Origin of the sequence: Pseudomonas citri (assembly GCF_025336485.1) — a bacterium.
Classification (GTDB): Bacteria; Pseudomonadota; Gammaproteobacteria; order Pseudomonadales; family Pseudomonadaceae; genus Aquipseudomonas; species Aquipseudomonas citri.
This window is the reverse complement of sequence record NZ_JAODAB010000018.1, coordinates 47,276-71,159: the sequence shown is the minus strand read 5'-3', so window position 1 is coordinate 71,159 and position 23,884 is coordinate 47,276. Positions and strand designations below refer to the sequence as shown.

Here is a 23,884-nt window from a genome sequence, read left to right as displayed (position 1 = left end):
TCAGAAAAAAAATGCCGGGCCGATGGCAAGGAAACAAGCCATCCAACTCTCCTCCTGCCGGAGCATCCCCATGTTCAACAACCGCTTGAAGCAGGAGCTGTCGGCTCTTCGCCAAGAACTGTCCAGCCTCATGCAAGTGAAGGAGAGCCTGGATCGCGAAATGCTGGCGCTCACCCTCGATGCCAATGGAAAGGTGCAGTCGGTCAATCAGAATTTTCTCGACGAGATGCACTACAAGAGCCAGGACTTGATCGGGCGGTCCGTTGAGGATCTGGTTCCGGCCTATTTGAAAACCAATGAATTCCAGGTCCGATTCAAGGCGGCGCTGAGCCGGGGCGAACATTTCTCCGGTGCGGTGCGCCTGTTGCGAGGCAATGGCAAGGAGGCCTGGTTGCGTTCGATCCTCCAGCCGGTGCGGGCTGCCGATGGACATGTCCGTTATTTCTCGATGTATTCCAATGATTTGACCCGCACCATCGAGGGCTCGCGAGAGCATGAAAACCTCATTGGCGCATTGTTGCGTTCCACGGCGGTCATCGAGTTCGACCTGGGCGGTCACGTGCTCTCGGCCAATGATCGCTTCCTGAACGCCATGGGCTACAGCCTGGCGCAGATCAAGGGCAAGCATCACCGTACCTTTTGTGAGCCAGAGGAATACAACAGCGAGGCTTACCAGCAGTTCTGGAAGCGCCTGAACAACGGCGAATTCGTTGCCGGGCGCTTCAAGCGCATCGACAGCAACGGTCGTGAGGTATGGCTGGAAGCGTCCTACAACCCGGTGCTCGATGCCAACGAGCGACTGTATAAAGTGGTCAAGTTCGCCACCAACATCACCGATCAGGTCAACCAGGAAAAAGCCGTCGCCGAGGCAGCGAGCATTGCCTACAGCACCTCGTTGCAAACCGACAGCAGCGCCCAGCGCGGCACGACGGTGGTGACCCAGGCCGTGGACGTGATGCGTGACCTGGCCCGGCACATGCAGAGCGCCGGCGAAGGCATCGAGGCGTTGAACGAGCAATCCCTGGTGATCGGCACCATCGTCAAGACCATCAGCGGCATCGCCGAGCAAACCAACCTGCTGGCGCTCAACGCCGCCATCGAAGCGGCCCGTGCCGGTGAGCAGGGGCGGGGCTTCGCGGTGGTGGCTGACGAGGTGCGGCAACTGGCATCGCGTACCAGCCAGGCCACCGATGAAATCGTGGGTGTGGTCCGCCAGAACCAGGACATGGCGCGCAATGCCGTGTCGCTGATGACCGACGGCCAGCACCAGGCCGAACAGGGCCTGGCCCTGGCGGCCGAGGCGGGATCGGTGATCGTCGAGATCCAGGACGGCGCGAAGAAGGTGGTGGATGCGGTGAGCCAGTTTGCCAATCAGCTGTCAACGTGAGGTGAGGGATTATCGTTTTTTACACATTAATTATTGTTTTACGATAATTTAACGACTATGTTTTGGGCTCCTTCTGTTCTCTTGGAGCCTTACATGCATTCCAATCGTCTTGCCGAGTACAGCCAGCGCATGGCTGCCATAACGCTTGTTCTCATTGTCGCGATGATGGCCCTCAACGCCGCTGCCTGGCTGTTTCCTGAGATGGCGTCGCAGTACGGTCTGGGGTTCGCCCTGACCGAGCGGCAGTTGTCGAGCCTGTCTGAAGGTACGAGCAGGTTGACGGGGTGGCAGTGCCTTGGGGGGATTGTTCTGTCGAGTATCCCTCTGCTGGCGCTGGCGTCCGGGCTGGCCAATCTGCGGCAGTTGTTCAAGCGGTATGCCCAGGGCCTGTATTTCTCCAGCGAAGCCGCTGTGTACCTGGGGAAGGCGGGGCGTGCGGTCGCGCTATGGGTACTGCTGGATTTCCTCTGTGAGCCGGTTCTCAGCGTGCTGATGACGATTCATGCACCGGTCGGCCAGCGATTGCTGACCTTCAGTATCACCGCCCCCTCCTTTGTCGCTTTGTTTCTTGCCGCCTGTATTGCGATCGTTGCGCGGATATTGTCCCAGGCCAGTGAAGTGGACTCGGAAAACCGAACTTTCGTTTGAGGCACCCATGCCTATCATTATTCAACTGGATGTGATGCTGGCGACGCGCAAGGTCAAGTCCAAGGACCTTGCCGCCGCCATTGGCATCACTGAAGCGAACCTCTCCTTGCTGAAACAAGGAAAGGTCAAAGGCATACGCCTGGCGACCCTGGAAGCCATTTGCAGCTATCTGCAATGTCAGCCTGCCGATCTGCTGGTCTACCAACCACAGGACGAATTGGATCAGTCTCCCAGCGCTTGACCCTCGCGCCGCGGATCCGCGCCACCGGCCAGTGAAACCTTCCCTTGCGCATCACGCACCCGGACGATGGCCTGGGTGCCGCTGTTCATGTCGACTTCGCTGACGTTGTGACCCTGGGCTTTCAGCGCCTGGATCAGCGCTGGGCTGAATTGGCCTTGTTCCAGTTCGGTGGGGCCGTTGCGGCTACCGAAATTGGGCAGGTTGATGGCGGTTTGCGGATCCAGGTTCCAGTCCAGCAGGCCGATCACCGACTTGGCGACGTATTCGATGATCTGTGAGCCGCCCGGTGAACCGACGGCGGCCAGCAGTTCGCCGCTCTGGCGATCGAAGATCAGCGTCGGCGCCATGGACGAGCGTGGGCGTTTTCCGGGCTCGACGCGGTTGGCGACTTTTTGCCCGTTCTCTTCGGGGATGAACGAGAAATCGGTCATCTGGTTGTTGAGCATGAAACCCTGGACCATCAGGTGTGAGCCGAACGCCGACTCCACGGTGGTGGTCATGGACACCGCGCCGCCCTGGTCATCCACCGCCACCACTTGCGAAGTGGAAATGCGCAGCGGCGAACGGTCCGGGGCGTAGGCCACCTTGATTCCCGGTGGTGTGCCGGGTTTGGCGATGCCCATGCTGCGCGGACCGATCAAACTGGCGCGGCTGGCAAGGTAACCGGGTTCGACCAGGCCTTTGACCGGCACTGGCACGAAATCCGCGTCGGCGACGTATTGGGCGCGGTCGGCGTAGGCCAGGCGTTCGGCTTCGGCGATCAGGTGGACCGCTTGCGGCGAAGGTTCGAGGCCTGCTGGTTTGTCTGTCTTGACCGGCTTCAGGGGCGCGAGGGCATTCCGGTGGTCGCGCTGTTCCAGGGCTTGCAATGTCCCGAGGATCTGCGCCACGGCAATCCCGCCTGAAGACGGTGGCGCCATGCCGCAGACTTGCCAGCGCTTGTAGTCGTTGCACAACGGCGCCCGCTCCCGGGCGGCATAACCCTTGAGGTCGTTCAGCGAGAGGCTGCCGGGGTTGGCGTGGCCTTGCACCTTGGCGACGATCTCCTCGGCCAGCGGTCCCTGGTACAACGCATCGGGGCCTTCATTGGCGATGCGCTTGAGTACGGCGGCCAATGCCGGGTTTTTCAGCACGGTGCCGACGGCTTTCGGGCTGCCGTCGCTGTTCAGGAAGTACGCGGCCATGTCTGGCGAACCCGGCAAGGACGGGTCGCTGGCAATCAATGCATGCAGCCTGGGGGAGATGGCGAAACCATGCTCCGACAGGGCAATGGCCGGCTCGAACAGCGTCGCCCATTTCAGGCGCCCGTGCTTGCGATGGGCCAGTTCCAGCGCCCGCAACACGCCTGGGGTTCCCACCGAACGACCGCCGATCTGCGCGGCGGTAAATGCCATGGGCTTGCCGTCGGCTTGCAGGAACAATTTCTCGGTGGCGCCGGCCGGTGCCGTTTCGCGACCGTCGTACGTGCGCACGGTCTTGCCGTCCCACAGCACGATGAACGCACCGCCACCGATGCCGGAAGATTGCGGCTCCACCAGCGTCAGCACCGCTTGCATCGCAATCGCCGCATCGATGGCCGAGCCGCCGCGCCGCAACATCTCCCGACCGGCCTCGGCGGCGAGAGGATTGGCTGCGGCGGCCATGTGCTTGTCGGCGTGGCGGGTTTGCAGATCGGTGCGGTAGCCGGCAGCGATTTCCGGTGGTGCGGGCAATGCGGACGGGGTTGTGGAGGAGGGCGGGGCCTTGCAGGCGATGAGTGTCAGGGCAACCGCCAGCAGCGAAGCGGCTGACAGACGATGAAGAGTCGGTTTCAGATCGGTACGCATGTGTCGCTCCATCCGTGGGTCTGGGGTAGCGATCGACTGTAGCGATGTGGGGCGCTTGGCGCAAATCAGCGGGAGGTCGCCAATCTTGTGGTGAGAGGGAAGCAATGCTGTGCTGTTAGCTCGGTTGCTTTTCTCGAGACATAAAAAAACGGCTTATCTTTCGATAAGCCGTTTTTAGTACTTGGTGGCTACACAGGGACTTGAACCCCGGACCCCAGCATTATGAATGCTATGCTCTAACCAACTGAGCTATGTAGCCAAGTGGCGCGCATTATTCGCTGGTAACGAAGATGTGTCAAGCGCAAATCTGAAATATTTCTCTGCGCTTTCAACCGCTTATCCGTCTCGCTGCAAATGCGGGTCAACCGAGTTGAAATCTCCCCGTGTTGGCACTCAATGCCTGGCTGCCCTGGCTCAAGCTATCCGCCGCCAGATTCACCGCCCGTGCGCCGTCGAGCAGGCGCATGGCGGCCTGGTCGACCTGCTGGATATTGCCGCTGACTTCATCGGCCACGCTGGCCTGTTCGTCCACGGCGGTGGCGATTTGCGCCAGGGTGTCGGTGACACTTTGCACGGCGCTGGCGATTTCGCCCAGTCGCTCACCCAGGCCGGTCACCGCTTGTGCGTCGCTCTGGGCCTGGCCGCAGGCGGCCTCCATCAAGCTGACCGCTTCGTTCACCGTGGCGCGCAGGCTGTCGACGGTGCCGGCAATCTGTTGCGTGGAGGACTGGGTGCGTTGCGACAGGCTGCGTACCTCGTCGGCCACTACCGCGAAACCTCGGCCCTGCTCACCGGCGCGGGCGGCCTCGATGGCAGCATTGAGGGCCAGCAGGTTGGTCTGCTCGGCGACGCCACGGATGGTATCGACCACCAATTGGATCTGCTGCCCCTGCTCACTGACCCGGCCTAGTGCCGCGGCGGTTTCGTTGAGCCGTTGGTTGAGCTGCTGGATGCTCGTGGTGGTGCGTTGGCTGTCGCGGCTGCTGTCGGCGGCGATGCGCCGGGTCTGTTGGGCGCTGCCGGAGGCCTGCTCGCAACTTTTTGCCACGCCCTGAGAGGTGGCGGCCAGTTGCGTCGCGGCGGCCGCGATCTGGCTGATCTGTAGCTGCTGGGCTTCGACTTCGCTCAAGGCGCCGCTGGAATGGGTGTTGAGGGTGCGCACGGCATCGCTCAGCTGCAACGTTTCGTGGTCCACCCCCAGCAAGCTGTTGCGCAATTGCACCACCGCCACGTTGAGGGCGGTGCTGATGGCCGCCAGTTCGTCGCGACCCTGCACCGGAACCTGCAAGCTGAGATTGCCGTCACGCAGGGCTTCGGCGAGCAGGGTGATGCCGCTGGCGCTGCGCCGGATCGAGGCTTGCAGGCAGATGAACAGGTAGAGCGCCGCCAACAGCAGGCAGCCAAGCACCGTCGCCACCAGGCTGAACTGGCGGATCGCCGAGCCGTGGTAGTGATCCAGGCGAGTGTCCAGCGCGACCAGGGACTGTTGGCGCAGGGTCGCGAGGTCGGCCAGGAGGGCGTCCATGTGTTTTTCGAAGTCTTCCGGCTTGAGCGTGATGGAACCGCCGAACACCCCGTCATCCAGCACCTTCAAGCCTGTATCCAGGCGCTTGAGGCTGTCCTGGAACTGGCCGGCCCAGGTTTGCAGTTCGCTGGGCAGGCGGGTTTGCAGCAAAGCGCCGGTCTTGACCAGTTGATCCCGGGCGTCGCCGATGCGACTGCGCAGGTCCCGCAGTTGCAGGCGGCTCTGCAAAGTGAACTGGCCCGACACCACGGAGGCCTGGCCGACGCTGGCCAGGCGGCCGACTCGTTCGATCAGATCGGGCGTCTGTTGGGTGGCGATCTGCGTCAGCAGATAAGTCTCCAGCCACGAGGCGAGGGTCAGGCGATTGTCCATGACCATTTGCTCGCGCAACGCTTGCAGGGCGCTGAGGGCCGCGGTGAAGCGGTCGTAGCCATCCGGCCACCAACCCACGGTACCCAGGCTTTTCGAGTCGAGGCCATTGAGGCTGTTTTGCAGGGCCTGGTAGCGGGCGAGGGTATCGGCAGGGGCACCTTCGTTTTGCAAGGTCGTGCCCAGGTCGCTGGCGGCCTGGTTGAGGGCCGGTTGCACGGCATCGAACGCGGCCACGGCGGCGAGCGTCGCCGGCGTCGGTTGTCGATTGGTTTCGGTGGCGCGCCAGCGGGCGGCGCGGTCGCGTTGGGCGGTGAGCAGGTTGTCCAGGTTATCCAGCGCCAGCAACTGGCGTACCCCGGCGCGTTCCCCGGAGATCAGGTTGAGTTTGTCGCGATAGTCCTGTCCGATCAGCCACAGGCTGCCCATGAGGGGCAGGATGAAGAGCAAGAACAACAACTGGAATTTGCGGGCAAAGCCGAAACGCCCCAGCAATCCGATTCCCGGTGATAGAAAAGCCTGCATGCCCATACTCCCCCGGACACCCTTTGCACTCTTATTGTGCGTTTCTACACACGTGCTGAAACGGGTGCCCTTTTAAAAGGCTTCGAAAGTTTGTCCAAATCGGCTCGGTAGGCCAGCTCTGTAGCGAAACTTCCCATTCTCGGTCCCCTTTGTAAGAGGCCGCGTTCTCGGTCATTGACAAGGCAAGATTCAGACCATGGCGTTGCGCTATCACCTTGGATTCGGACAATATTTCGGTTCGATAGCAAGCTAAGGGGATGGCCTTGTTGCACTGAAAAATGGCACATTGGCGCACCTGCCCGCGTGCACCCATCTGTCGTATGGAAACTTCCCATGGCTATCAGCGATAACCAGGCCGCCCTCCGGTCCACTCCCGCCACGTCTCAAGGCAGTCCGTTGGTGCTACGCATCATCGGCGCCGTGGCGCTGGCGCACTTGATCAACGATTTGATCCAGGCGGTGCTGCCCTCGATCTATCCGCTGCTCAAGGCCAGCTATGGCCTGACGTTCACCCAGGTGGGCCTGATCACGCTGACGTTCCAGCTGACCGCTTCGCTGTTGCAGCCCTGGGTCGGCTACCACACCGACCGGCATCCCAAGCCATGGCTGCTGCCCACCGGGACGGTGTGCACGCTGATTGGCATCGTGATGATGTCCATGGTCGGCAGCTTCCCCTTGATCCTGCTGGCCGCCGCGCTGATCGGCATCGGCTCGTCGACTTTCCACCCGGAAGCCTCGCGTATCGCGCGGCTGGCCTCGGGTGGACGCTACGGCCTGGCGCAGTCGACGTTCCAGGTCGGTGGCAACGCCGGTTCTGCCTTCGGTCCGTTGCTCGCCGCCGCCATCATCATTCCCTACGGGCAAGGCAACGTAGCCTGGTTTGGGTTGTTCGCCCTGTTTGCGCTGGTCGTGCTGTACCGCATCAGTCGCTGGTACGCCAACCACCTCAGCCTGTTCAAGCTCAAGCAGGGACAGGCAGCCACCCACGGTTTATCCCGAGGCCGGGTCCTGAGTGCTCTGGTGGTACTGGGGCTGCTGGTGTTTTCCAAGTATTTCTACATGGCTAGCTTCACCAGTTACTTCACCTTTTACCTGATTGAGAAGTTCGACCTGTCGGTGGCGTCTTCGCAACTGTATCTGTTCCTGTTCCTCGGCGCGGTGGCGGCGGGAACCTTCTTTGGCGGCCCGATCGGTGACCGGATCGGACGCAAGGCGGTGATCTGGTTCTCGATCCTCGGCGTGGCGCCATTCACCCTGATCCTGCCTCACGTTGATCTGTTCTGGACGAGCATCCTCAGCGTGGTCATTGGTTTCGTCCTGGCTTCGGCGTTCTCGGCCATCGTGGTGTACGCCCAGGAGTTGGTGCCGGGCAACGTCGGGATGATCGCCGGGGTGTTTTTCGGGTTGATGTTCGGTTTCGGCGGGATCGGTGCGGCGCTGCTCGGCCATCTGGCAGACATCCATGGCATCGAGTATGTGTATTGGCTGTGCTCGTTCCTGCCGTTGCTGGGGGTGTTGGCGATTTTCCTGCCACGCACCGGCAAGGCCTGAGCCGCGTGGCGTGCACGCGCTCATTGCGACTAAAGTACTGTTTTGTCTAAGTCTTAAGTTGATTTTGTATCAAGTTTGAGCGTGCTAACTTGTCCTCGTGGTTATTGGTTTGAATGGACTCTGCGGCCTTATTCGAGGGTGACCCTGTGGTTACGGTAAAAGCAGGTTTCACATTCTTTCCAACCATCGCCCTTATTCTCCCGGAGATAAGGCCTTCGGTTTTTCCTTGAATACCCTGCCGGCCACTTTTGTTGGCTGGCGGTGAATCTGCGCCCCCATCTGCCACGTTGCAATGCCTTTAAACCAGCTGTATCGCCTCGGTGCGGTAAAAGCAGCATTGATTGTTATTTGTCGCGTCGTGCACAAGTTGGATGCTGCCGTCTTTGACGTTGGCCATACATAGAATCAGGCAGGGGTCGATATGAAGTTCAGGTCATTGCAGGCACGTATATGTGTCACGGCAGGCGTATGCCTGTTTGTTTCGTCGGTCAGTCTGATTGTCTATGGGCTCTTTTCTGCCCGTGCGAGTGAGCAGTACGTTGCCAGCGAAGTTTCGGCACTGGTTGAAAAAGCCACGATCCGGGAAATCCAGAACCTGGCCGAATCCCGGGCCAATGCCATCCAGGCTAAATTGCAAAATGCGCTGGATGCGGCCCGCACCATGGCTAACACCTTTGCCGCCGGCAAGGCCTCGCAAAGCCCCCTGGCCTTGGGGCGCGAGCAGATCAATAGCGTCTTGCTCGGCGTGCTCAAGGACAACCCGGATTTCAACGGCACCTATTCCTGCTGGGAGCCCGACGCGTTGGGTGGGCAGGACCTCGCCTTCCGTAATGCCGCGGACGGCAGCAATGCCCAGACCGGACGCTTCACACCTTACTGGACACGCGGTGCCGGGGGGCACCTGGCCGTTCAGCCGCTGGTGGAATACGACTCGCCGGACCGTCATCCGAACGGGGTGCCGAAAGGGGGCTGGTACACCGGCCCGCGCGACACCCTGAAGGAAAGCGTGCTGGACCCCATCCCCTACGTGGTCCAGGGCAAGAATGTATGGCTGACCACCTTGTCGGTGCCAATTGTGGTCAATGGCAAGTTCTATGGTGTGGTCGGGGCGGACTTCGATATTGCGTTTATCCAGAAGCTCAGCGAACAGATGTCGGCCGGCCTCTACGATGGCCAGGGCGCGGTGTCGATCATCAGCAACCAGGGGCTGGTGGTCGCGGACAGCCGGCGTACCGACTTGATCGGCCAACCCCTCAAGGCCCTGTTGCCCGAGGCCTGGGAGAAAGTGCTCGGCGATGTTCGCGAGGGACGTGGCAACGGCCAGCTCAATCCGCAGACCCAGGACATCGAAGTGTTGATGCCCATCGAGCTGGGTCGTACAGGCAAACCCTGGGCGGTGCTGATCCGCCTGCCCAAGGCCGTGGTCATGAGCCAGGCGATTGCCCTGGAGCAGGCGTTGCAGGCGCGCAGTCTCGACAACAGTATCTGGCAGGTCTCGGTCGGGCTGGGCATCTCGTTACTGGCCCTGGCTGCCCTGTGGTTTGCCGCTGCGAAAATCGTCGGGCCGATTCGCGAGGCGGCGGCTTTGGCGGCGAATATCAGCCTGGGCGACTTTTCCCGGCGTCTGGTGCAGAAGTCCGAAGATGAAGTCGGGCAGTTGTCTGTCGCTCTTAACGACATGTCCGAAAGCCTGCAACGGCAGGTGCGGGTGGCCGAACGTATTTCCGAAGGTGACCTGGACCTGGAGGTGCGGCTGTCTTCGCCCAACGACACCCTGGGCAAGGCGCTGGAGAAGATGGTCAGCAACCTGAACCAACTGATTTCCGAGGTCCAGGCCAGTGCCACGCAGATCACCTGTAGCTCGGCGCAGGTCACCGACCTGAGCCAGTCGTTGTCCGAGGGCGCGTCCAACTCGGCCTCGTCCATCACCGAAATCAGCGCCGTGATGACGCAAATGGCCGCCCAGACCCGCGACAACGCCGCCAACGCCAAGCAAGCCGATGAGCAATCCCAGGCGTCACGCGCCGACGCGGGGGAGAGCGACAAGTTGATGAGCGAGCTGATTGCCGCCATGGCGGAAATCGACAATTCGGGCAAGGACATCACCGCGATCATCACCACCATCGACAACATCGCCGCCCAGACCAATCTGCTGGCGTTGAACGCCGCCATTGAAGCTGCCCGAGCGGGTGAACTCGGGCGCGGGTTTGCCGTGGTGGCCGATGAGGTGCGCAGCCTGGCGGCCCGCAGCGCTGAGGCCGCGCAACAAACTGCCGCACTGATTGCCGACTCCTCGAGCAAGACCCAGCGCGGCATGATCATCGCTGGCCGGACCGCTGAGTCGCTCAAGAACATCGTCAAGGGCACCGGTGCGGTGTCCAGCCTGGTGTCGCTGATCTACCAGGCCTCCAGCGAGCAAGCGTCGGGTTTGCAACAGGCCAGCGTCGGGCTTGAGCAGATCGATGAAGTCACCCAGAAAAACCAGTCCAGTTCGCAGGAGTGTGCGGTGGCGGCGCGGGATCTTTCGGAGCGGGCATCGCTGATGCAGCGGGTGTTGGGGCGTTTCAAGGTCAAAAGGGTTTAGCGTCCTTGTGTTGGAAGGCCAGGGATGCCTCGCCCTGTGGACAAGTCCTTGCCCACCAGTGACGTCGGACACAGGGCCATCCCGAGGTCATCGACCCTTTCTCAAGATGCCGGTGCCCCGTATTGTTGTACTTGGGGGCCGCTTCAGCCAGCAAATGAGCGGATCTGAACGAAGCTTCTTGCTATCCTGACCTCCTCTTTCATGGATGAGTACTGAGACCCGCCATGGCTAACCACACCCCGTCACGCCTCGGGAATGTATTGCTGGGCCTGCTGTTTGCCCTGATTGGTATTGGCCTGTTGGGCATTGCTGCCAACCTCTCCCTTGATCGACGCGAGTTCCTCGCTTACGCACGGACCGCCGATGGTATCGTCAGCCACCTGAATGCCGGTGGCTCGCACCCCGAGATTGTCTTTACCACAGACACTGGCGAAAAAATCTCTTACCCCCAGGGGGGCTTGATCTTTGGTTATCACCAGGGAGAGGCGGTACGGGTGCATTACTTGCCTGAGCAGCCGGCCGGCAGCGCTGTCATCGATGATCCAGGTGCATTGTGGGGGCCTTCCGGGCTGCTGGGGGCCCTCGGTCTGATGTTTGCCTTGGCTGGTTGGGTAAAAGCCATTCGCCAGCGCGGTCGCGGTGCGGTTCATTCACATAAAGGACTTTGAAGCATGAGCTACAACATTCCGATCCCGGTCAATGAGAGTCGCTGGCAGTACCAGACCGCCAGCGGCGGCGGCCTGACCGTCGCGCTGGTGGCGGGCAGTGGCGGTTCGATCATCCTGCGTTCACCAGAAGGCAAGGACGTCAGCTACCGCTATGGCGGTGTCGGGGTAGGGGCCGGATTTGGCGCGCGGCTGCCGCGTTTCGGCAAGGTCAATATCCAGATCAAGGGCAAGAGCGTGGGGGCGGCCGGTGCGGCAGAGGCTTTTCCCAGCTTTGGCAAGGTGTTTGTCAGCGACGCGCTGGCCAGTCGTGACTTGACCGACGACGACATCACCGGGCCCTGCATCTACACCGAAGTGGGCGGTGGCCTGGTGGTGGGCGGTTCGGCCACGGCCCTGTTGTTCGGGCTCGATCCCAAGTTGCTGGCGTTATCGGTGGCCTTGAACGCCAGTCCCGCGACGTCGCTCATTGCTTCCAGTACGGTCAACCGGCAGTTGCTGCAGTCGGCAAAGGGCGCGGTGGTAATGGCTGGCATGAATGCCGGCGTGCAGGCCGGTGGTGGCGCGGCGATCTATATGGGGTATCTGTTCTAACCGCGCACCAGGACGGGACAGCCGCCCACGAAAAAGCCGCGGATCAACGCGGCTTTTTCGATACCAACGACGCTTAGACGTTGAAGCGGAAGTGCATCACGTCGCCGTCCTTGACGATGTATTCCTTGCCTTCCAGACGCCATTTGCCGGCTTCCTTGGCACCGGCTTCGCCCTTGTACTGGATGAAGTCGGCGTAGGCGATGACTTCGGCGCGGATGAAGCCTTTTTCGAAGTCGGTGTGGATCACGCCGGCGGCTTGGGGGGCGGTGGCGCCGACGCGAACGGTCCAGGCGCGGACTTCTTCAACGCCAGCGGTGAAGTAGGTCTGCAGGTTGAGCATGGCGTAGCCGGCGCGGATCACGCGGTTCAGGCCAGGCTCTTCCAGGCCCAGGGCCTCGAGGAACATGTCCTTCTCTTCACCGTCGTCCAGCTCGGCGATCTCGGCCTCGATCTTGTTGCAGACCGGAACGACCACGGCGCCTTCTTCTTCGGCGATGGCCTTGACCACGTCCAGGTGCGGGTTGTTCTCGAAGCCGTCTTCAGCGACGTTGGCGATGTACATGACCGGTTTGGTGGTCAGCAGGTGGAAACCCTTGATCACCAGTTTTTCGTCGGTGCTCATGTTTTTCATCAGGCTGCGGGCAGGCTTGCCTTCGGTGAAGTGAGCGATCAATTGCTCCAGCAGGCCTTTCTGGACCACGGCGTCCTTGTCGCCACCCTTGGCGTTGCGCGCGACTTTCTGCAGTTGCTTTTCGCAGCTGTCGAGGTCGGCGAAGATCAGTTCCAGGTCGATGATCTCGATGTCGCGTTTCGGGTCGACGCTGTTGGAAACGTGAATCACGTTCTCGTCTTCGAAGCAGCGCACCACGTGGGCGATGGCGTCGGTTTCACGGATGTTGGCCAGGAACTTGTTGCCCAGGCCTTCACCTTTCGAGGCACCGGCCACCAGGCCCGCGATGTCGACGAATTCCATGGTGGTCGGCAGGATGCGCTTGGGATTGACGATGGCTGCCAGTGCATCCAGGCGCGCGTCGGGCATCGGCACGATACCGCTGTTCGGCTCGATGGTGCAGAAGGGGAAGTTCTCCGCCGCGATACCGGATTTGGTCAGGGCGTTGAACAGGGTGGACTTGCCGACGTTAGGCAGGCCGACGATGCCGCAATTGAATCCCATGGTATTTCCCCAAGGAGTTAGAGTCAGGCCTTCTGGCTGTGCAGGTTTTTCATCGCGCGGTTCCATTCACCGGCGAGGATATCCGGCAGCACGCCGAGGGCAAAGTCGATGCTGGCATCGAGTTTTTCCTGTTCGGCGCGAGGCGCACGACCCAGGACAAAGTTTGAAACCATGCTGGCAACGCCTGGATGGCCAATGCCAAGTCGCAGGCGGTGAAAGGTGTTCTGGTTTCCCAACTGCGCGATGATGTCGCGCAGCCCGTTGTGACCGCCATGGCCGCCGCCCTGCTTGAGCTTGGCAACGCCCGGAGGCAGGTCGAGTTCGTCGTGGGCCACCAGGATCTCTTCAGGCTTGATGCGGAAGAAACCTGCCAATGCCGCCACGGCCTGGCCGCTGCGGTTCATGTAGGTGGTGGGGATCAACAGACGAACATCCTGACCCTGGTGCGAGAAGCGCCCGGTCAGGCCGAAATATTTGCGATCGGCTGCCAGGCTGACGCCATGTGCGTGCGCGACGCGCTCAACAAAAAGGGCCCCTGCGTTATGCCGGGTCTGTTCGTATTCGGCGCCTGGATTTCCCAGGCCAACGATCAGTTTAATGGCAGTCACGATAGGGGCCCTTCCTGGAGTGTGGATAACAAGGTCGCGATCCGGTGAGGCGACAGTGGACGAAAATGGCGAATCTACCGTTAAGTAAACTTCGCGTGCTCGCCCGCTGTTTCGCTACGTTCCAGTCCGCGATGTTTCCGCTCACTCCGGCGACAGAGTGAAATTACTCTGCTGCGCCTTCAGTAGCTTCTGGAGCAACACGTGGAGCGTGGACGTTGGCAACAGCCTTGTCATCGCCGTGCGCCAGGGCAACGAACTCAACGCCTTTAGGGGCTTTGAGGTTGGACAGGTGAATGATCGTGCCGATTTCGGCGTCAGCCAGGTCGACTTCGATGAATTCAGGCAGGTCTTTCGGCAGGCAGGAGATTTCCAGTTCGGAAGTCACGTGCGAGATTTCGCCGCCTTTCTTGATTGGAGCTGCTTCGTTGATGAAGTGCACTGGAACGGTAGCGGCCAGTTTCTGGCCAGCCACGACGCGAACGAAGTCAGCGTGCATGATGAACTGCTTGGCCGGGTGACGCTGCATCGCTTTAACGATGACGTTCTGCTTCTTGCCATCAACGTTCAGTTCGATCACGTGGCTGAAAGCAGCCTCGTCTTCGAACAGCTTGGCCACTTCTTTGGCCAGCATGGTGATGGACTCAGGGGCCTTGTCACCACCGTATACAACGGCAGGAACTTGGCTGGCGATACGACGCAGGCGGCGGCTCGCACCTTTCCCCAGGTCGGTACGCGCTTGGGCGTTCAGGATGAAATCAGTCATTTTGTATCTCCAAAATAGCCATTCCGGGTGACGTCTGCGACCGACGTCAAAGCGGATGGGCAAAAAAGCCCCGCCCCAACATGAGTGTTGGGGCGGGGCGCGTTTCGTCAGCGGGATGTCATCGCCAGGGCAGCGCCCTTAGCGGAACATCGCACTGATCGATTCTTCGTTGCTGATGCGGCGAACCGCCTCGGCAACCACCGGCGCGATATCCAACTGGCGGATACGTACGCAGGCTTGTGCGGCAGCGGACAGCGGGATGGTGTTGGTCACCACCAGCTCGTCCAGCACGGAATTTTCGATGTTCTCGATCGCTCGACCCGACAGCACAGGGTGTGTGCAGTAGGCAAAGACCTTGGCTGCGCCATGCTCTTTCAAGGCCTTGGCCGCGTGGCACAGGGTGCCGGCGGTATCGACCATATCATCGACCAGAATACAGGTACGCCCTTCGACGTCACCGATGATGTGCATCACTTCGGAGTGATTGGCTTTCTCACGGCGTTTGTCGATGATACCCAGATCCACGCCCAGGGATTTGGCAACGGCCCGTGCACGCACGACGCCACCAATGTCCGGAGACACGATCATCAGGTTTTCGAAGCGCTGGTCTTCGATATCGTCCACCAGGACCGGGGAGCCGTAGATGTTGTCCACGGGGATATCGAAGAAGCCCTGAATCTGGTCAGCATGCAGATCAACCGTGAGGACACGGTCGATGCCGACTACGGTCAGCATATCAGCCACGACTTTCGCGCTGATTGCCACACGTGCGGAACGCGGACGGCGATCCTGACGGGCATAACCAAAGTAAGGAATAACAGCAGTGATACGAGTAGCCGAGGAACGGCGGAAGGCATCAGCCATCACGACGAGTTCCATCAGGTTATCGTTGGTCGGAGCGCAAGTCGGCTGAATAATGAAGACGTCTTTACCGCGAACGTTTTCATTGATCTCGGCAGTGATTTCGCCGTCGGAGAACTTACCGACAGAAATGTCACCGAGAGGGATATGCAGCTGACGTACGACACGCCGAGCCAGATCGGGGTTGGCGTTCCCCGTAAAGACCATCATCTTGGACACGCGCAGTACCTGAAGGCTGAGGGTAACCTGGATGAGTATAGGAAAATGGCAGGGGCGGCTGGATTCGAACCAACGCATGGCAGGATCAAAACCTGCTGCCTTACCGCTTGGCGACGCCCCTGTATCTGTTGCTGCGAGTGCCCAGCACTCGGTTCCTTTTAGAGCAGGTCTTGCAGCTTGCGATGCAACATCGAGATGTTGCTTCCTTTTGCTACAAACCCTGTAAGGGTCTCTGTAAGAAGGGCCGAGACTTTATCAGCTTCAGCTTTGCTTGGGAAGCCCCCAAACACACAACTTCCAGTTCCGGTGAGTTTTGCTTCGGTAAAATTACCTAACAAATCCAATGCGTTACGAACATCTGGGTAACGCCTTGTTACCACCGGTAAGCAGTCATTTCGACTGTTTCCCTTGGGAACGGGGCGCACTTTAATGGGAGGAGAGTTACGTGTCAACAGTGGATCTGAAAAAATTTCTGCTGTACTTACAAATACTTGCGGCACCAGTACCACGTACCAAGGTTCTTCGGGTTCTACCGGCGTGAGTTTTTCCCCAACGCCCTCGGCAAAAGCAGCGTGTCCACGCACGAAAACCGGGACGTCGGCGCCCAGCGTCAGGCCCAGGGCTGCGAGGCGATCCTCGTCCCAGCCGAGTTGCCACAAGTGGTTGAGGCCGAGCAGGGTGGTCGCCGCATTGGAGCTGCCACCACCGATGCCGCCGCCCATGGGCAGGATTTTTTCGATCCAGATATCGATGCCCAGTGGGCAACCGGATTGCTCCTGGAGTTTTTTCGCGGCCCTGACGATCAGGTTGCTGTCGTGGGGAACACCTTCGAATTCGGTGTGCAGGCGAATCACGCCGTCGTCGCGCACGGCAAAGGTGATTTCGTCTCCGTAGTCCAGGAACTGAAAAATCGTCTGCAACTCGTGATAACCGTCCGGACGGCGGCCGAGGATGTGCAGCATCAGGTTGAGCTTGGCCGGGGAAGGCAGGGTCAGGCGGGCGGCGGTCATGTCATTGCCCCAGCTTGCGTGGCTGCCATTGCTTGATCACCAGGGTGACGTCCAGGTCGCTGCCGTGCAGTTTGATCCGCTCGGGCAGCCAGTAGCCGTTCTGCTGGGCATAGCTGAGGTATTCGATCTTCCAGTCGTCCTGTTCCAGGTTGGACAGGCGGCTGTCGGTGTCCAGAGTCAGGCGACTCTTGCTGTCCGGTGCGGGCAACCCGCGGACCCACCAGGTCAAATGGGACACCGGTAATTGCCAGCCCAGCTGTTCTTCCAGCAGCGCCTCGGGTGTGGGCGCCTCATAGCGGCCCTGGTTGGCGACTTCCAGCGAGACCTGGCCCGGACGGCCGGTCAGCCGCGCCGCACCGCGCCCCAGTGGGCCGGACAGGCGGATGTCGTAGTAATCCTGGCGTTGCAGCCAGAACAGCGTGCCGCTGCCGGAGTCCTTGGGGGCACGTATGCCGATCTTGCCGTCGATCTGCCAGCCGTCGAGGGCGGCGAGTTGTTCCTTGTGTGCGCGCCACTGGGCCGGGTTGCCGTGGCCCTGGACGGATTCGCGGGTGCCCAGGCCGGTACAGCCGGCGAGCAGGGCGATGAGACTGACAACGATGAAATGGCGCAAGAACATAATCTTAAAGGGTCTCGGATCCGGTCAGGCGTTTGATGGTGCTGCGCAGGGCGGGGCTGTCGGGCTGTTCCTTGAGGAACTTGCTCCAGACCTGCCGGGCCTCGCGTTGTTTGCCGTTGGCCCACAGGACTTCGCCCAGGTGCGCGGCGACTTCCTGATCGGGAAAGCGCTCCAGGGCCTGGCGCAGCAGGCGTTCGGCCTCGTCGAGATTGCCCAGGCGGAAATTCACCCAGCCGAGGCTGTCGAGCACCGCAGGGTCTTCCGGATTGATCTGGTGGGCCTGTTCGATCAGCACCTTGGCTTCGGCGTAGCGGGTGGTACGGTCCGACAAGGTGTAGCCCAGGGCGTTGAGGGCCATGGCGTTGTCCGGGTCGCGCTGGATGATCAGGCGCAGATCCTTCTCCATCTGGGCCAGGTCATTGCGTTTTTCCGCCAGCATCGCCCGGGTGTACAGCAGGTTCAGGTCGTCCGGGTACTGCTTCAGGGCCTGGTGCAGTACGTTCCAGGCTTTGTCGCCCTGGTTGTTGGCCGAGAGGGTCTCGGCTTCGATCAGGTACAACTGGATCGCGTAGTCAGGTTGGGCGTCGCGCTGTACCGCCAGGCGACTCTGGGCGTCGGAGGTCTTGCCGTTGCCCATCAGGATATCGGCCTGGCGCAACTGCGCCGGCAGGTAGTCATTGCCCGGTCCGACCTGGGCGTACTCGATGAGTGCGCTCTCGGGATCGTTGCGTTCTTCGGCGATGCGCCCCAGGTTCAGGTGCGCCGAATCGACGTGGCTTTCCCGGGCGATCAGGTCCTCCAGGTAACCCTTGGCCTCTGCCCAGGCCTTGGCTTCCAGGCAAACCAGCGCCAGGGAATAACGCAATTCGTCATCCTCCGGGTATTGCTGGAGCAGGCTGGAGAACTCCACCTTGGCGTCGTCCATGCGGTTGTTTTCCACCAGCATGCGGGCGTAGGTGAGGCGCAGGCGTTTGTCGTCCGGGTACTTCTTGATGCTTTTTTCCAGCAGCGGCAGGGCTTCCTCGCCGCGTCCCAAGCCTTGCAGCAGGCGTGCGCGCAGCAGGATCGGCGCCACTTCGCCGGCTTCCGGCGGGTTGTCTTCGAGCAGGGCAAGGGCGCCCTGGCTGTCGCCGTCCTGCTGCAACAGCAGGGCCTTGCCAAAGATCAGCTGGCCGTTGTTCGGGTGGCGTTGCAACAGGCGATCGAAGCTCTTCATCAGGCCGCTACGGGTTTCCTGGTCCGTGTCGGCAGCGGACAGCGCCAGGAAATCGAAGTGGGTGTCGCCCTTGCCCTGCAGGACTTTTTCCATATAGGTCATGGATTCGTCGTAGCGTCCGGCGCGGGCCAGTTGTACGGCGGCGGCCCGTTGCGCTTCAAGATCGTCCGGCGCGTTTCGGGCCCAGATCAGCGCGGTATCCAGCGCGGGCTGGTCGGCGCCCAGGTATTCGGCGATGCGAAACGCCCGCTCGGAGATGCCCGGGTCCTGGGTGTTGATGGCCTGGGTCACGTAGTTGTCCAGGGCAATGTCGAAGCGATTGCGCTGGCCTGCCAGTTCGGCGCTCAGCAGGCTGAAGATGGTTTCTTCGCTGAACGAGCCGTAGACCTTGGGTTTTTCAGGGGCTTGCGTGCTGTCGTCGACCGGCGGCGTACCGTCCGTCGAAACGGGGGCCATGGACTGGCAGCCGCTGAGCAAGGCAAGAGCGAGGAGCAACGCGGAAGATCTATTCATATAGGAAGAGGACGACTAACCTGCGGTCGGATCATCATGACACAAGCCTTGGGTCAAACATAACCGCCCCGTCGATTTACCATCCCCTGGGCCGGGCGATAGAAATCGGGTGGTTGTCCTGAATCTGACGAAGTAGGACAATTGCCGGCTTCACGTCACCATCAGCGACCTTGAATGGCCTTCCTTGCACTTGGTATCAACCACAAGACTGCTTCCGTAGACGTCCGCGAGCGCGTGGCCTTTACGCCTGAGCAGCTGGTCGAGGCCCTGCAGCAGCTCTGCCGGCTCACCGACAGCCGCGAAGCCGCGATCCTCTCCACCTGCAATCGCAGCGAGCTCTATATAGAACAGGATCACGTTTCGGCGGATACCGTGCTGCGCTGGCTGGCCGATTATCACCAACTGAGCCTGGAAGAGCTGCGCGCCAGTGCCTATGTGCACGAGGACGATGCGGCAGTTCGTCACATGATGCGTGTCGCCTCGGGGCTCGATTCGCTGGTACTGGGCGAGCCGCAGATCCTCGGTCAGATGAAGTCGGCCTACGCGGTGGCGCGTGAGGCCGGCACGGTCGGCCCGTTACTGGGGCGGCTGTTCCAGGCCACGTTCAACGCCGCCAAGCAGGTGCGCACCGATACGGCCATCGGGGAAAACCCGGTATCCGTGGCGTTTGCCGCCGTCAGCCTGGCGAAACAGATCTTCAGCGATTTGCAACGCAGCCAGGCGCTGTTGATCGGCGCCGGCGAGACCATCACCCTGGTCGCCCGTCATCTGCACGACCTGGGCGTGAAGCGTATCGTCGTCGCCAACCGCACCCTGGAGCGGGCCAGTACCCTGGCCGAGCAGTTTGGCGCCCACGCGGTGCTGCTGTCTGACATTCCGGCCGAACTGGTGCACAGTGACATCGTCATCAGCTCCACCGCCAGCCAGTTGCCGATCCTGGGCAAGGGCGCGGTGGAAAGCGCCTTGAAACTGCGCAAGCACAAGCCGATTTTCATGGTGGACATTGCCGTTCCCCGGGACATCGAGCCGGAAGTCGGCGAACTCGATGACGTTTACCTCTACAGCGTCGACGACCTGCACGAGGTGGTGGCCGAGAACCTCAAGAGCCGGCAGGGCGCGGCCCAGGCGGCCGAGGAAATGGTCAACATTGGCGCCGAGGATTTCATGGTGCGCCTGCGCGAGCTGGCGGCGGTCGACGTGCTCAAGGCGTATCGTCAGCAGAGCGAGCGCCTGCGCGACGAGGAATTGCAAAAGGCCCAGCGCCTGCTGGCCAATGGCGCCAGCGCCGAAGACGTGCTGGCGCAACTGGCCCGTGGCCTGACCAACAAGTTGCTGCATGCGCCGAGCGTCCAGCTCAAGAAGCTGACCGCCGAAGGCCGCCTCGATGCGCTGGCCATGGCCCAGGAACTCTTTGCCCTCGGTGAGGGTTCACCGGATAGCTTTTCGGATAAAAAACCGCAATGAAAGCGTCACTGCTCAACAAGCTGGAGACCCTCCAGGACCGTTTCGAAGAATTGACCGCCTTGCTGGGTGACGGCGAAGTCATCAGCGACCAGAACAAATTCCGCACCTATTCCAAGGAGTACGCGGAAGTCGAGCCGATCGTCGCCGCGTATAAACAGCTGGCCAAGGTGCAGGGCGATCTCGAAGGCGCCCAGGCCTTGCTCAAGGACAGCGACCCGGACCTGCGCGACATGGCGCTCGAGGAGGTACGCGAAGCCAAGGAGCAGTTGGTCGAACTGGAAAGCAACCTGCAACGCATGCTGCTGCCCAAGGACCCGAACGACGGGCGCAATGTGTTCCTCGAGATTCGCGCCGGTACTGGCGGCGACGAGGCGGCGATTTTTTCCGGCGACCTGTTCCGCATGTATTCGCGCTACGCCGAGCGTCGTGGCTGGCGAGTGGAGATCCTTTCGGAGAACGAAGGCGAACACGGCGGCTATAAGGAAGTGATCGCGCGGGTCGAGGGCGAGAACGTCTATGGCAAGCTGAAGTTCGAATCCGGCGCCCACCGCGTACAGCGTGTGCCGGCCACCGAATCCCAGGGGCGGATCCATACTTCGGCCTGCACCGTGGCGGTACTGCCCGAGCCGGACGAACAGGAAGCCATCGAGATCAACCCGGCGGACCTGCGGATCGATACCTATCGCTCCTCCGGCGCGGGCGGCCAGCACGTCAACAAGACTGACTCGGCGATCCGCATCACGCACTTGCCGTCGGGTATCGTGGTCGAGTGCCAGGAAGAGCGCTCCCAGCACAAGAACCGTGCACGAGCCATGGCCTGGCTGTCGGCCAAGCTCAACGACCAGCAGACGGCTGCCGCGGCCAATGCCATCGCCAGCGAGCGCAAGCTGTTGGTGGGCTCGGGTGACCGGTCCGAGCGTATCCGTACCTACAACTTTGCCCAGGGTCGGGTCACCGACCATCGCGTCAACCTGACCCTGTATTCGCTGGATGAAATTCTTGCCGGCGGTGTCGAGGCGGTGATCGAGCCCTTGCTGGCCGAATACCAGGCCGATCAATTGGCGGCCATTGGCGAGTGAGCGCAGGTGAATCAATGACCATCATCGCCAGTCTGCTACGCGCCGCCGAGCTACCGGATTCGCCCACGCCACGGCTCGATGCCGAGCTACTGCTGGCCGCTGCCCTGGGCAAGTCCCGCAGCTTCCTGCACACCTGGCCGGAGCGGATCGTGCCGAGCGAGGCGGCCCTGCTATTTTCCGAATACCTGCGCCGCCGCCGTTCCGGCGAGCCGGTGGCCTACATCCTCGGGCAGCAAGGTTTCTGGAGCCTCGACCTGGAAGTCGCACCGCATACGTTGATTCCGCGTCCCGATACCGAGCTGTTGGTGGAAACCGCGCTGGCCTTATTGCCGGCCACGCCGGCCCGAGTCCTGGACCTGGGCACCGGCAGCGGCGCGATTGCCCTGGCCCTGGCCAGCGAGCGCCCGACCTGGACGGTCACGGCAGTCGACCGCGTACTGGAAGCCGTTGCCCTGGCTGAACGCAATCGCCAGCGCCTGGACCTGGCTAACGTCACGGTGTTGAGCAGTCACTGGTTCAGTGCCCTGGAGGGCGAGCGTTTTCAGTTGATCCTCAGCAACCCGCCGTACATCCGCGCTTGCGACCCGCATTTGGCGGAAGGCGATGTGCGTTTCGAACCGGCCAGTGCGCTGGTGGCCGGGCAGGACGGGCTCGATGACTTGCGCCAGATCATCGCCCAGGCTCCGGTTCACCTGGAGCCGGGGGGCTGGCTGATGCTGGAGCACGGTTACGATCAGGCGGGCGCGGTGCGTGAATTGTTGCAAACCCAAGGGTTCGCCGAGGTCCACAGTTGCAAGGACCTGGGCGGTCATGAACGCATCAGCCTGGGACGACTGCCGTGCTGAACGACCAAGAACTGTTGCGCTATAGCCGGCAAATCCTCTTGCAGCACGTCGACATCGACGGGCAGGTGCGCCTCAAGCAGAGCCGTGTGCTGATCATCGGCCTCGGTGGCCTCGGAGCGCCGGTGGCGTTGTACCTGGCGGCCGCCGGAGTGGGTGAATTGCACCTGGCCGATTTCGACACCGTCGACCTGACCAACCTGCAACGCCAGATCATCCACGACACCGACAGCGTCGGCCTGACCAAAGTCGATTCGGCGGTGCGGCGCCTGGCGGCGATCAACCCCGAGATCCGGCTGGTGCCCCATCCGACGGCCATGGACGAAGATTCCCTGGCTGCCACCGTTGCGACGGTGGATCTGGTGCTCGACTGCTCCGACAACTTTTCCACCCGTGAAGCGGTGAACGCGGCGTGCATCGCGGCGGACAAGCCGCTGGTCAGCGGCGCGGCGATTCGCCTGGAGGGGCAGTTGTCGGTATTCGACCCACGGCGCCCTGAAAGCCCTTGCTACCACTGCCTCTACGGCCACGGCAGCGAAGCCGAGCTGACTTGCAGCGAAGCCGGTGTGCTCGGGCCGGTGGTGGGGCTGGTGGGCAGCCTGCAAGCCCTCGAGGCGCTGAAATTGCTGGCTGGTTTCGGCGAGCCGCTGGTGGGGCGCTTGCTGTTGATCGATGCGCTGGGTACGCGGTTCCGTGAACTGCGGGTCAAGCGTGACCCGGGCTGCAGCGTCTGTGGTGGCCAACATGCGTGAAGCGCCGGTCGGTGTGCTTGATTCGGGCGTCGGCGGGCTGTCGGTGCTGGGGGAGATCCGTCGGCTGCTGCCCAATGAATCGCTGTTGTACGTAGCGGATTGTGGGCATATCCCCTACGGCGAGAAGACTCCGGACTACATCCGACAGCGCTGCGCGATCATTGCCGACTTTCTCTTGGGGCAGGGCGCCAAGGCGCTGGTGGTGGCCTGCAACACTGCAACGGTCGCCGCCGTGGCCGATTTGCGGCGGGATTTCCCGCACTGGCCCATCGTCGGCATGGAGCCGGCGGTCAAGCCGGCCGCCGCCGCGACCCGCAGTGGTATCGTCGGCGTACTCGCCACCACCGGCACCTTGCAGAGCGCCAAGTTCGCTGCGTTGCTCGACCGTTTCGCCGCCGATGTCCGGGTCATCACTCAACCGTGTCCAGGGCTGGTGGAGTTGATCGAAGCGGGTGACCTGCACAGCCCGGCCCTGCATCAACTGTTGCAACATTACGTCGAGCCCTTGCTCGCCGCCGGCTGCGACACGCTGATCCTGGGTTGCACGCATTATCCGTTCCTCAAGCCCTTGCTCGAACAGATGATCCCCTCCCACATCAGCCTGATCGACACCGGTGCCGCCGTGGCCCGACAACTCCAGCGGTTGTTGGCTGAGCGGGAATTGCTGGCCACTGGGCCTGCCCGCGAAACTCAATTCTGGACCAGTGCCGATCCGCTGCATTTAAGAAAAATCCTACCTACGCTATGGCATTCGTCCGGCATTGTGCGAAGCTTCGATCTGTAAGAAAACGTGAAAAATCTGTGAAATGGGCTGAACTTCCGTTTCAGCGTGGATTTCTATAATTTCGT

General features: G+C 61.5%; 21 protein-coding genes, 2 tRNA genes and 2 pseudogenes. 14 read left to right on the top strand and 11 right to left on the bottom strand.

Features of this window, described 5'->3' with window-relative positions:
- Nucleotides 1-22: 22 nt before the first annotated feature.
- The 4 genes and pseudogenes from N4Q37_RS27940 to N4Q37_RS19095 form a co-directional block, all read left to right on the top strand.
- Nucleotides 23-847: pseudogene (locus N4Q37_RS27940) on the top strand (PAS domain-containing protein); the annotation flags it as partial.
- A 108-nt stretch (nucleotides 848-955) separates the two neighbouring features.
- The gene (locus N4Q37_RS27935) at nucleotides 956-1,387 is read left to right on the top strand and encodes a methyl-accepting chemotaxis protein (protein ID WP_390897947.1); all 432 of its coding nucleotides are present in this window, start codon (nucleotides 956-958) and stop codon (nucleotides 1,385-1,387) included.
- Between the two features lie 93 nt (nucleotides 1,388-1,480).
- The gene (locus N4Q37_RS19100) at nucleotides 1,481-2,035 is read left to right on the top strand and encodes a DUF2975 domain-containing protein (RefSeq protein ID WP_260961100.1); all 555 of its coding nucleotides are present in this window, start codon (nucleotides 1,481-1,483) and stop codon (nucleotides 2,033-2,035) included.
- A 7-nt stretch (nucleotides 2,036-2,042) separates the two neighbouring features.
- Nucleotides 2,043-2,276, top strand: coding sequence for a helix-turn-helix domain-containing protein (locus N4Q37_RS19095; RefSeq protein ID WP_260961099.1), 234 nt, complete (start codon nucleotides 2,043-2,045; stop codon nucleotides 2,274-2,276).
- Here N4Q37_RS19095 and ggt read toward each other — a convergent pair.
- The 3 genes from ggt to N4Q37_RS28130 all read right to left on the bottom strand — a co-directional run bounded on the left by ggt (nucleotide 2,258) and on the right by N4Q37_RS28130 (nucleotide 6,521).
- On the bottom strand, nucleotides 2,258-4,102 hold the full coding sequence (gene ggt / locus N4Q37_RS19090) for a gamma-glutamyltransferase (RefSeq protein WP_260961098.1): 1,845 nt from the start codon (nucleotides 4,100-4,102) through the stop codon (nucleotides 2,258-2,260). The two genes, N4Q37_RS19095 and ggt, sit on opposite strands and share 19 nt — an antisense overlap.
- Before the next feature lie 182 nt (nucleotides 4,103-4,284).
- Nucleotides 4,285-4,361 (bottom strand) — tRNA-Met (locus N4Q37_RS19085).
- Between the two features lie 102 nt (nucleotides 4,362-4,463).
- Entirely contained in the window at nucleotides 4,464-6,521 is a 2,058-nt protein-coding gene (locus N4Q37_RS28130; RefSeq protein WP_260961096.1) for a methyl-accepting chemotaxis protein, read from the bottom strand.
- Between the two features lie 333 nt (nucleotides 6,522-6,854).
- Here N4Q37_RS28130 and N4Q37_RS19075 point away from each other — a divergent pair, with 333 nt between their 5' ends.
- The 5 genes and pseudogenes from N4Q37_RS19075 to N4Q37_RS19060 all read left to right on the top strand — a co-directional run bounded on the left by N4Q37_RS19075 (nucleotide 6,855) and on the right by N4Q37_RS19060 (nucleotide 11,915).
- Complete coding sequence (locus N4Q37_RS19075; RefSeq protein WP_260961094.1) at nucleotides 6,855-8,072, top strand: MFS transporter; 1,218 nt, start codon at nucleotides 6,855-6,857, stop codon at nucleotides 8,070-8,072.
- Nucleotides 8,073-8,493: 421 nt separating this feature from the next.
- Nucleotides 8,494-9,756 (top strand): annotated as a pseudogene (locus N4Q37_RS27925) (HAMP domain-containing protein); the annotation flags it as partial.
- The gene (locus tag N4Q37_RS27920) at nucleotides 9,751-10,656 is read left to right on the top strand and encodes a methyl-accepting chemotaxis protein (RefSeq protein ID WP_390897945.1); all 906 of its coding nucleotides are present in this window, start codon (nucleotides 9,751-9,753) and stop codon (nucleotides 10,654-10,656) included. The pseudogene N4Q37_RS27925 and the gene N4Q37_RS27920, both read left to right, overlap by 6 nt.
- 224 nt (nucleotides 10,657-10,880) lie before the next feature.
- Entirely contained in the window at nucleotides 10,881-11,324 is a 444-nt protein-coding gene (locus N4Q37_RS19065) for a DUF3592 domain-containing protein (RefSeq protein ID WP_260961092.1), read from the top strand.
- A gap of 3 nt (nucleotides 11,325-11,327) precedes the next feature.
- On the top strand, nucleotides 11,328-11,915 hold the full coding sequence (locus N4Q37_RS19060; protein WP_260961091.1) for a hypothetical protein: 588 nt from the start codon (nucleotides 11,328-11,330) through the stop codon (nucleotides 11,913-11,915).
- Between the two features lie 73 nt (nucleotides 11,916-11,988).
- On the opposite strand, the gene ychF is transcribed toward N4Q37_RS19060, so the two are convergent.
- From ychF to N4Q37_RS19020, 8 genes are all read right to left on the bottom strand, one after another.
- Nucleotides 11,989-13,089: a redox-regulated ATPase YchF gene (gene ychF, locus N4Q37_RS19055; protein WP_260961090.1), complete on the bottom strand. Its 1,101-nt coding sequence runs from the start codon at nucleotides 13,087-13,089 to the stop codon at nucleotides 11,989-11,991.
- A gap of 23 nt (nucleotides 13,090-13,112) precedes the next feature.
- Nucleotides 13,113-13,697, bottom strand: coding sequence for an aminoacyl-tRNA hydrolase (gene pth / locus N4Q37_RS19050; RefSeq protein ID WP_260961089.1), 585 nt, complete (start codon nucleotides 13,695-13,697; stop codon nucleotides 13,113-13,115).
- 163 nt (nucleotides 13,698-13,860) lie between these two features.
- Nucleotides 13,861-14,460, bottom strand: coding sequence for a 50S ribosomal protein L25/general stress protein Ctc (locus N4Q37_RS19045; protein WP_260961088.1), 600 nt, complete (start codon nucleotides 14,458-14,460; stop codon nucleotides 13,861-13,863).
- A 138-nt stretch (nucleotides 14,461-14,598) separates the two neighbouring features.
- The gene (locus N4Q37_RS19040; RefSeq protein WP_003205529.1) at nucleotides 14,599-15,540 is read right to left on the bottom strand and encodes a ribose-phosphate pyrophosphokinase; all 942 of its coding nucleotides are present in this window, start codon (nucleotides 15,538-15,540) and stop codon (nucleotides 14,599-14,601) included.
- Nucleotides 15,541-15,586: 46 nt separating this feature from the next.
- Nucleotides 15,587-15,661: transfer RNA gene (locus N4Q37_RS19035), tRNA-Gln, on the bottom strand.
- A gap of 37 nt (nucleotides 15,662-15,698) precedes the next feature.
- Nucleotides 15,699-16,550 (bottom strand): 4-(cytidine 5'-diphospho)-2-C-methyl-D-erythritol kinase, encoded by an 852-nt coding sequence (ispE, locus tag N4Q37_RS19030; protein WP_260961087.1) that lies wholly within the window; start codon nucleotides 16,548-16,550, stop codon nucleotides 15,699-15,701.
- Between the two features lies 1 nt (nucleotide 16,551).
- The gene (lolB, locus tag N4Q37_RS19025) at nucleotides 16,552-17,169 is read right to left on the bottom strand and encodes a lipoprotein insertase outer membrane protein LolB (protein ID WP_260961086.1); all 618 of its coding nucleotides are present in this window, start codon (nucleotides 17,167-17,169) and stop codon (nucleotides 16,552-16,554) included.
- A 4-nt stretch (nucleotides 17,170-17,173) separates the two neighbouring features.
- Nucleotides 17,174-18,898 (bottom strand): tetratricopeptide repeat protein, encoded by a 1,725-nt coding sequence (locus N4Q37_RS19020; RefSeq protein ID WP_260961085.1) that lies wholly within the window; start codon nucleotides 18,896-18,898, stop codon nucleotides 17,174-17,176.
- Nucleotides 18,899-19,072: 174 nt separating this feature from the next.
- On the opposite strand from N4Q37_RS19020, the gene hemA reads away from it, so the two are divergent.
- From hemA to murI, 5 genes are read left to right on the top strand one after another with little or no spacing between them, the layout of a single operon-like run.
- A complete protein-coding gene (gene hemA / locus N4Q37_RS19015) occupies nucleotides 19,073-20,362 on the top strand; it encodes a glutamyl-tRNA reductase (protein ID WP_260961084.1) in 1,290 nt (429 codons plus the stop codon).
- Entirely contained in the window at nucleotides 20,359-21,441 is a 1,083-nt protein-coding gene (prfA, locus tag N4Q37_RS19010; protein ID WP_260961082.1) for a peptide chain release factor 1, read from the top strand. The genes hemA and prfA overlap by 4 nt, the downstream gene beginning before the upstream one ends.
- Nucleotides 21,442-21,455: 14 nt before the next feature.
- On the top strand, nucleotides 21,456-22,286 hold the full coding sequence (prmC, locus tag N4Q37_RS19005) for a peptide chain release factor N(5)-glutamine methyltransferase (RefSeq protein ID WP_260961081.1): 831 nt from the start codon (nucleotides 21,456-21,458) through the stop codon (nucleotides 22,284-22,286).
- On the top strand, nucleotides 22,280-23,035 hold the full coding sequence (locus N4Q37_RS19000; RefSeq protein ID WP_260961080.1) for a molybdopterin-synthase adenylyltransferase MoeB: 756 nt from the start codon (nucleotides 22,280-22,282) through the stop codon (nucleotides 23,033-23,035). Before prmC ends, N4Q37_RS19000 begins: the two co-directional genes overlap by 7 nt.
- The gene (murI, locus tag N4Q37_RS18995; RefSeq protein ID WP_260961079.1) at nucleotides 23,028-23,819 is read left to right on the top strand and encodes a glutamate racemase; all 792 of its coding nucleotides are present in this window, start codon (nucleotides 23,028-23,030) and stop codon (nucleotides 23,817-23,819) included. Before N4Q37_RS19000 ends, murI begins: the two co-directional genes overlap by 8 nt.
- The last annotated feature ends 65 nt before the right edge of the window (nucleotides 23,820-23,884 follow it).

Coding starts and splice junctions, on each gene's coding strand:
- N4Q37_RS27935 (WP_390897947.1), top strand. CDS start 956: ATGCGTGACCTGGCCCGGCACATGCAGAGCGCCGGCGAAGGCATCGAG.
- N4Q37_RS27920 (WP_390897945.1), top strand. CDS start 9,751: ATGTCCGAAAGCCTGCAACGGCAGGTGCGGGTGGCCGAACGTATTTCC.
- murI (WP_260961079.1), top strand. CDS start 23,028: ATGCGTGAAGCGCCGGTCGGTGTGCTTGATTCGGGCGTCGGCGGGCTG.
- hemA (WP_260961084.1), top strand. CDS start 19,073: ATGGCCTTCCTTGCACTTGGTATCAACCACAAGACTGCTTCCGTAGAC.
- ispE (WP_260961087.1), bottom strand. CDS start 16,550: ATGACCGCCGCCCGCCTGACCCTGCCTTCCCCGGCCAAGCTCAACCTG.
- N4Q37_RS19100 (WP_260961100.1), top strand. CDS start 1,481: ATGCATTCCAATCGTCTTGCCGAGTACAGCCAGCGCATGGCTGCCATA.
- ggt (WP_260961098.1), bottom strand. CDS start 4,102: ATGCGTACCGATCTGAAACCGACTCTTCATCGTCTGTCAGCCGCTTCG.
- prmC (WP_260961081.1), top strand. CDS start 21,456: ATGACCATCATCGCCAGTCTGCTACGCGCCGCCGAGCTACCGGATTCG.
- N4Q37_RS19045 (WP_260961088.1), bottom strand. CDS start 14,460: ATGACTGATTTCATCCTGAACGCCCAAGCGCGTACCGACCTGGGGAAA.
- N4Q37_RS19060 (WP_260961091.1), top strand. CDS start 11,328: ATGAGCTACAACATTCCGATCCCGGTCAATGAGAGTCGCTGGCAGTAC.
- prfA (WP_260961082.1), top strand. CDS start 20,359: ATGAAAGCGTCACTGCTCAACAAGCTGGAGACCCTCCAGGACCGTTTC.
- N4Q37_RS28130 (WP_260961096.1), bottom strand. CDS start 6,521: ATGCAGGCTTTTCTATCACCGGGAATCGGATTGCTGGGGCGTTTCGGC.
- N4Q37_RS19075 (WP_260961094.1), top strand. CDS start 6,855: ATGGCTATCAGCGATAACCAGGCCGCCCTCCGGTCCACTCCCGCCACG.
- N4Q37_RS19020 (WP_260961085.1), bottom strand. CDS start 18,898: ATGAATAGATCTTCCGCGTTGCTCCTCGCTCTTGCCTTGCTCAGCGGC.
- N4Q37_RS19095 (WP_260961099.1), top strand. CDS start 2,043: ATGCCTATCATTATTCAACTGGATGTGATGCTGGCGACGCGCAAGGTC.
- lolB (WP_260961086.1), bottom strand. CDS start 17,169: ATGTTCTTGCGCCATTTCATCGTTGTCAGTCTCATCGCCCTGCTCGCC.
- ychF (WP_260961090.1), bottom strand. CDS start 13,089: ATGGGATTCAATTGCGGCATCGTCGGCCTGCCTAACGTCGGCAAGTCC.
- N4Q37_RS19065 (WP_260961092.1), top strand. CDS start 10,881: ATGGCTAACCACACCCCGTCACGCCTCGGGAATGTATTGCTGGGCCTG.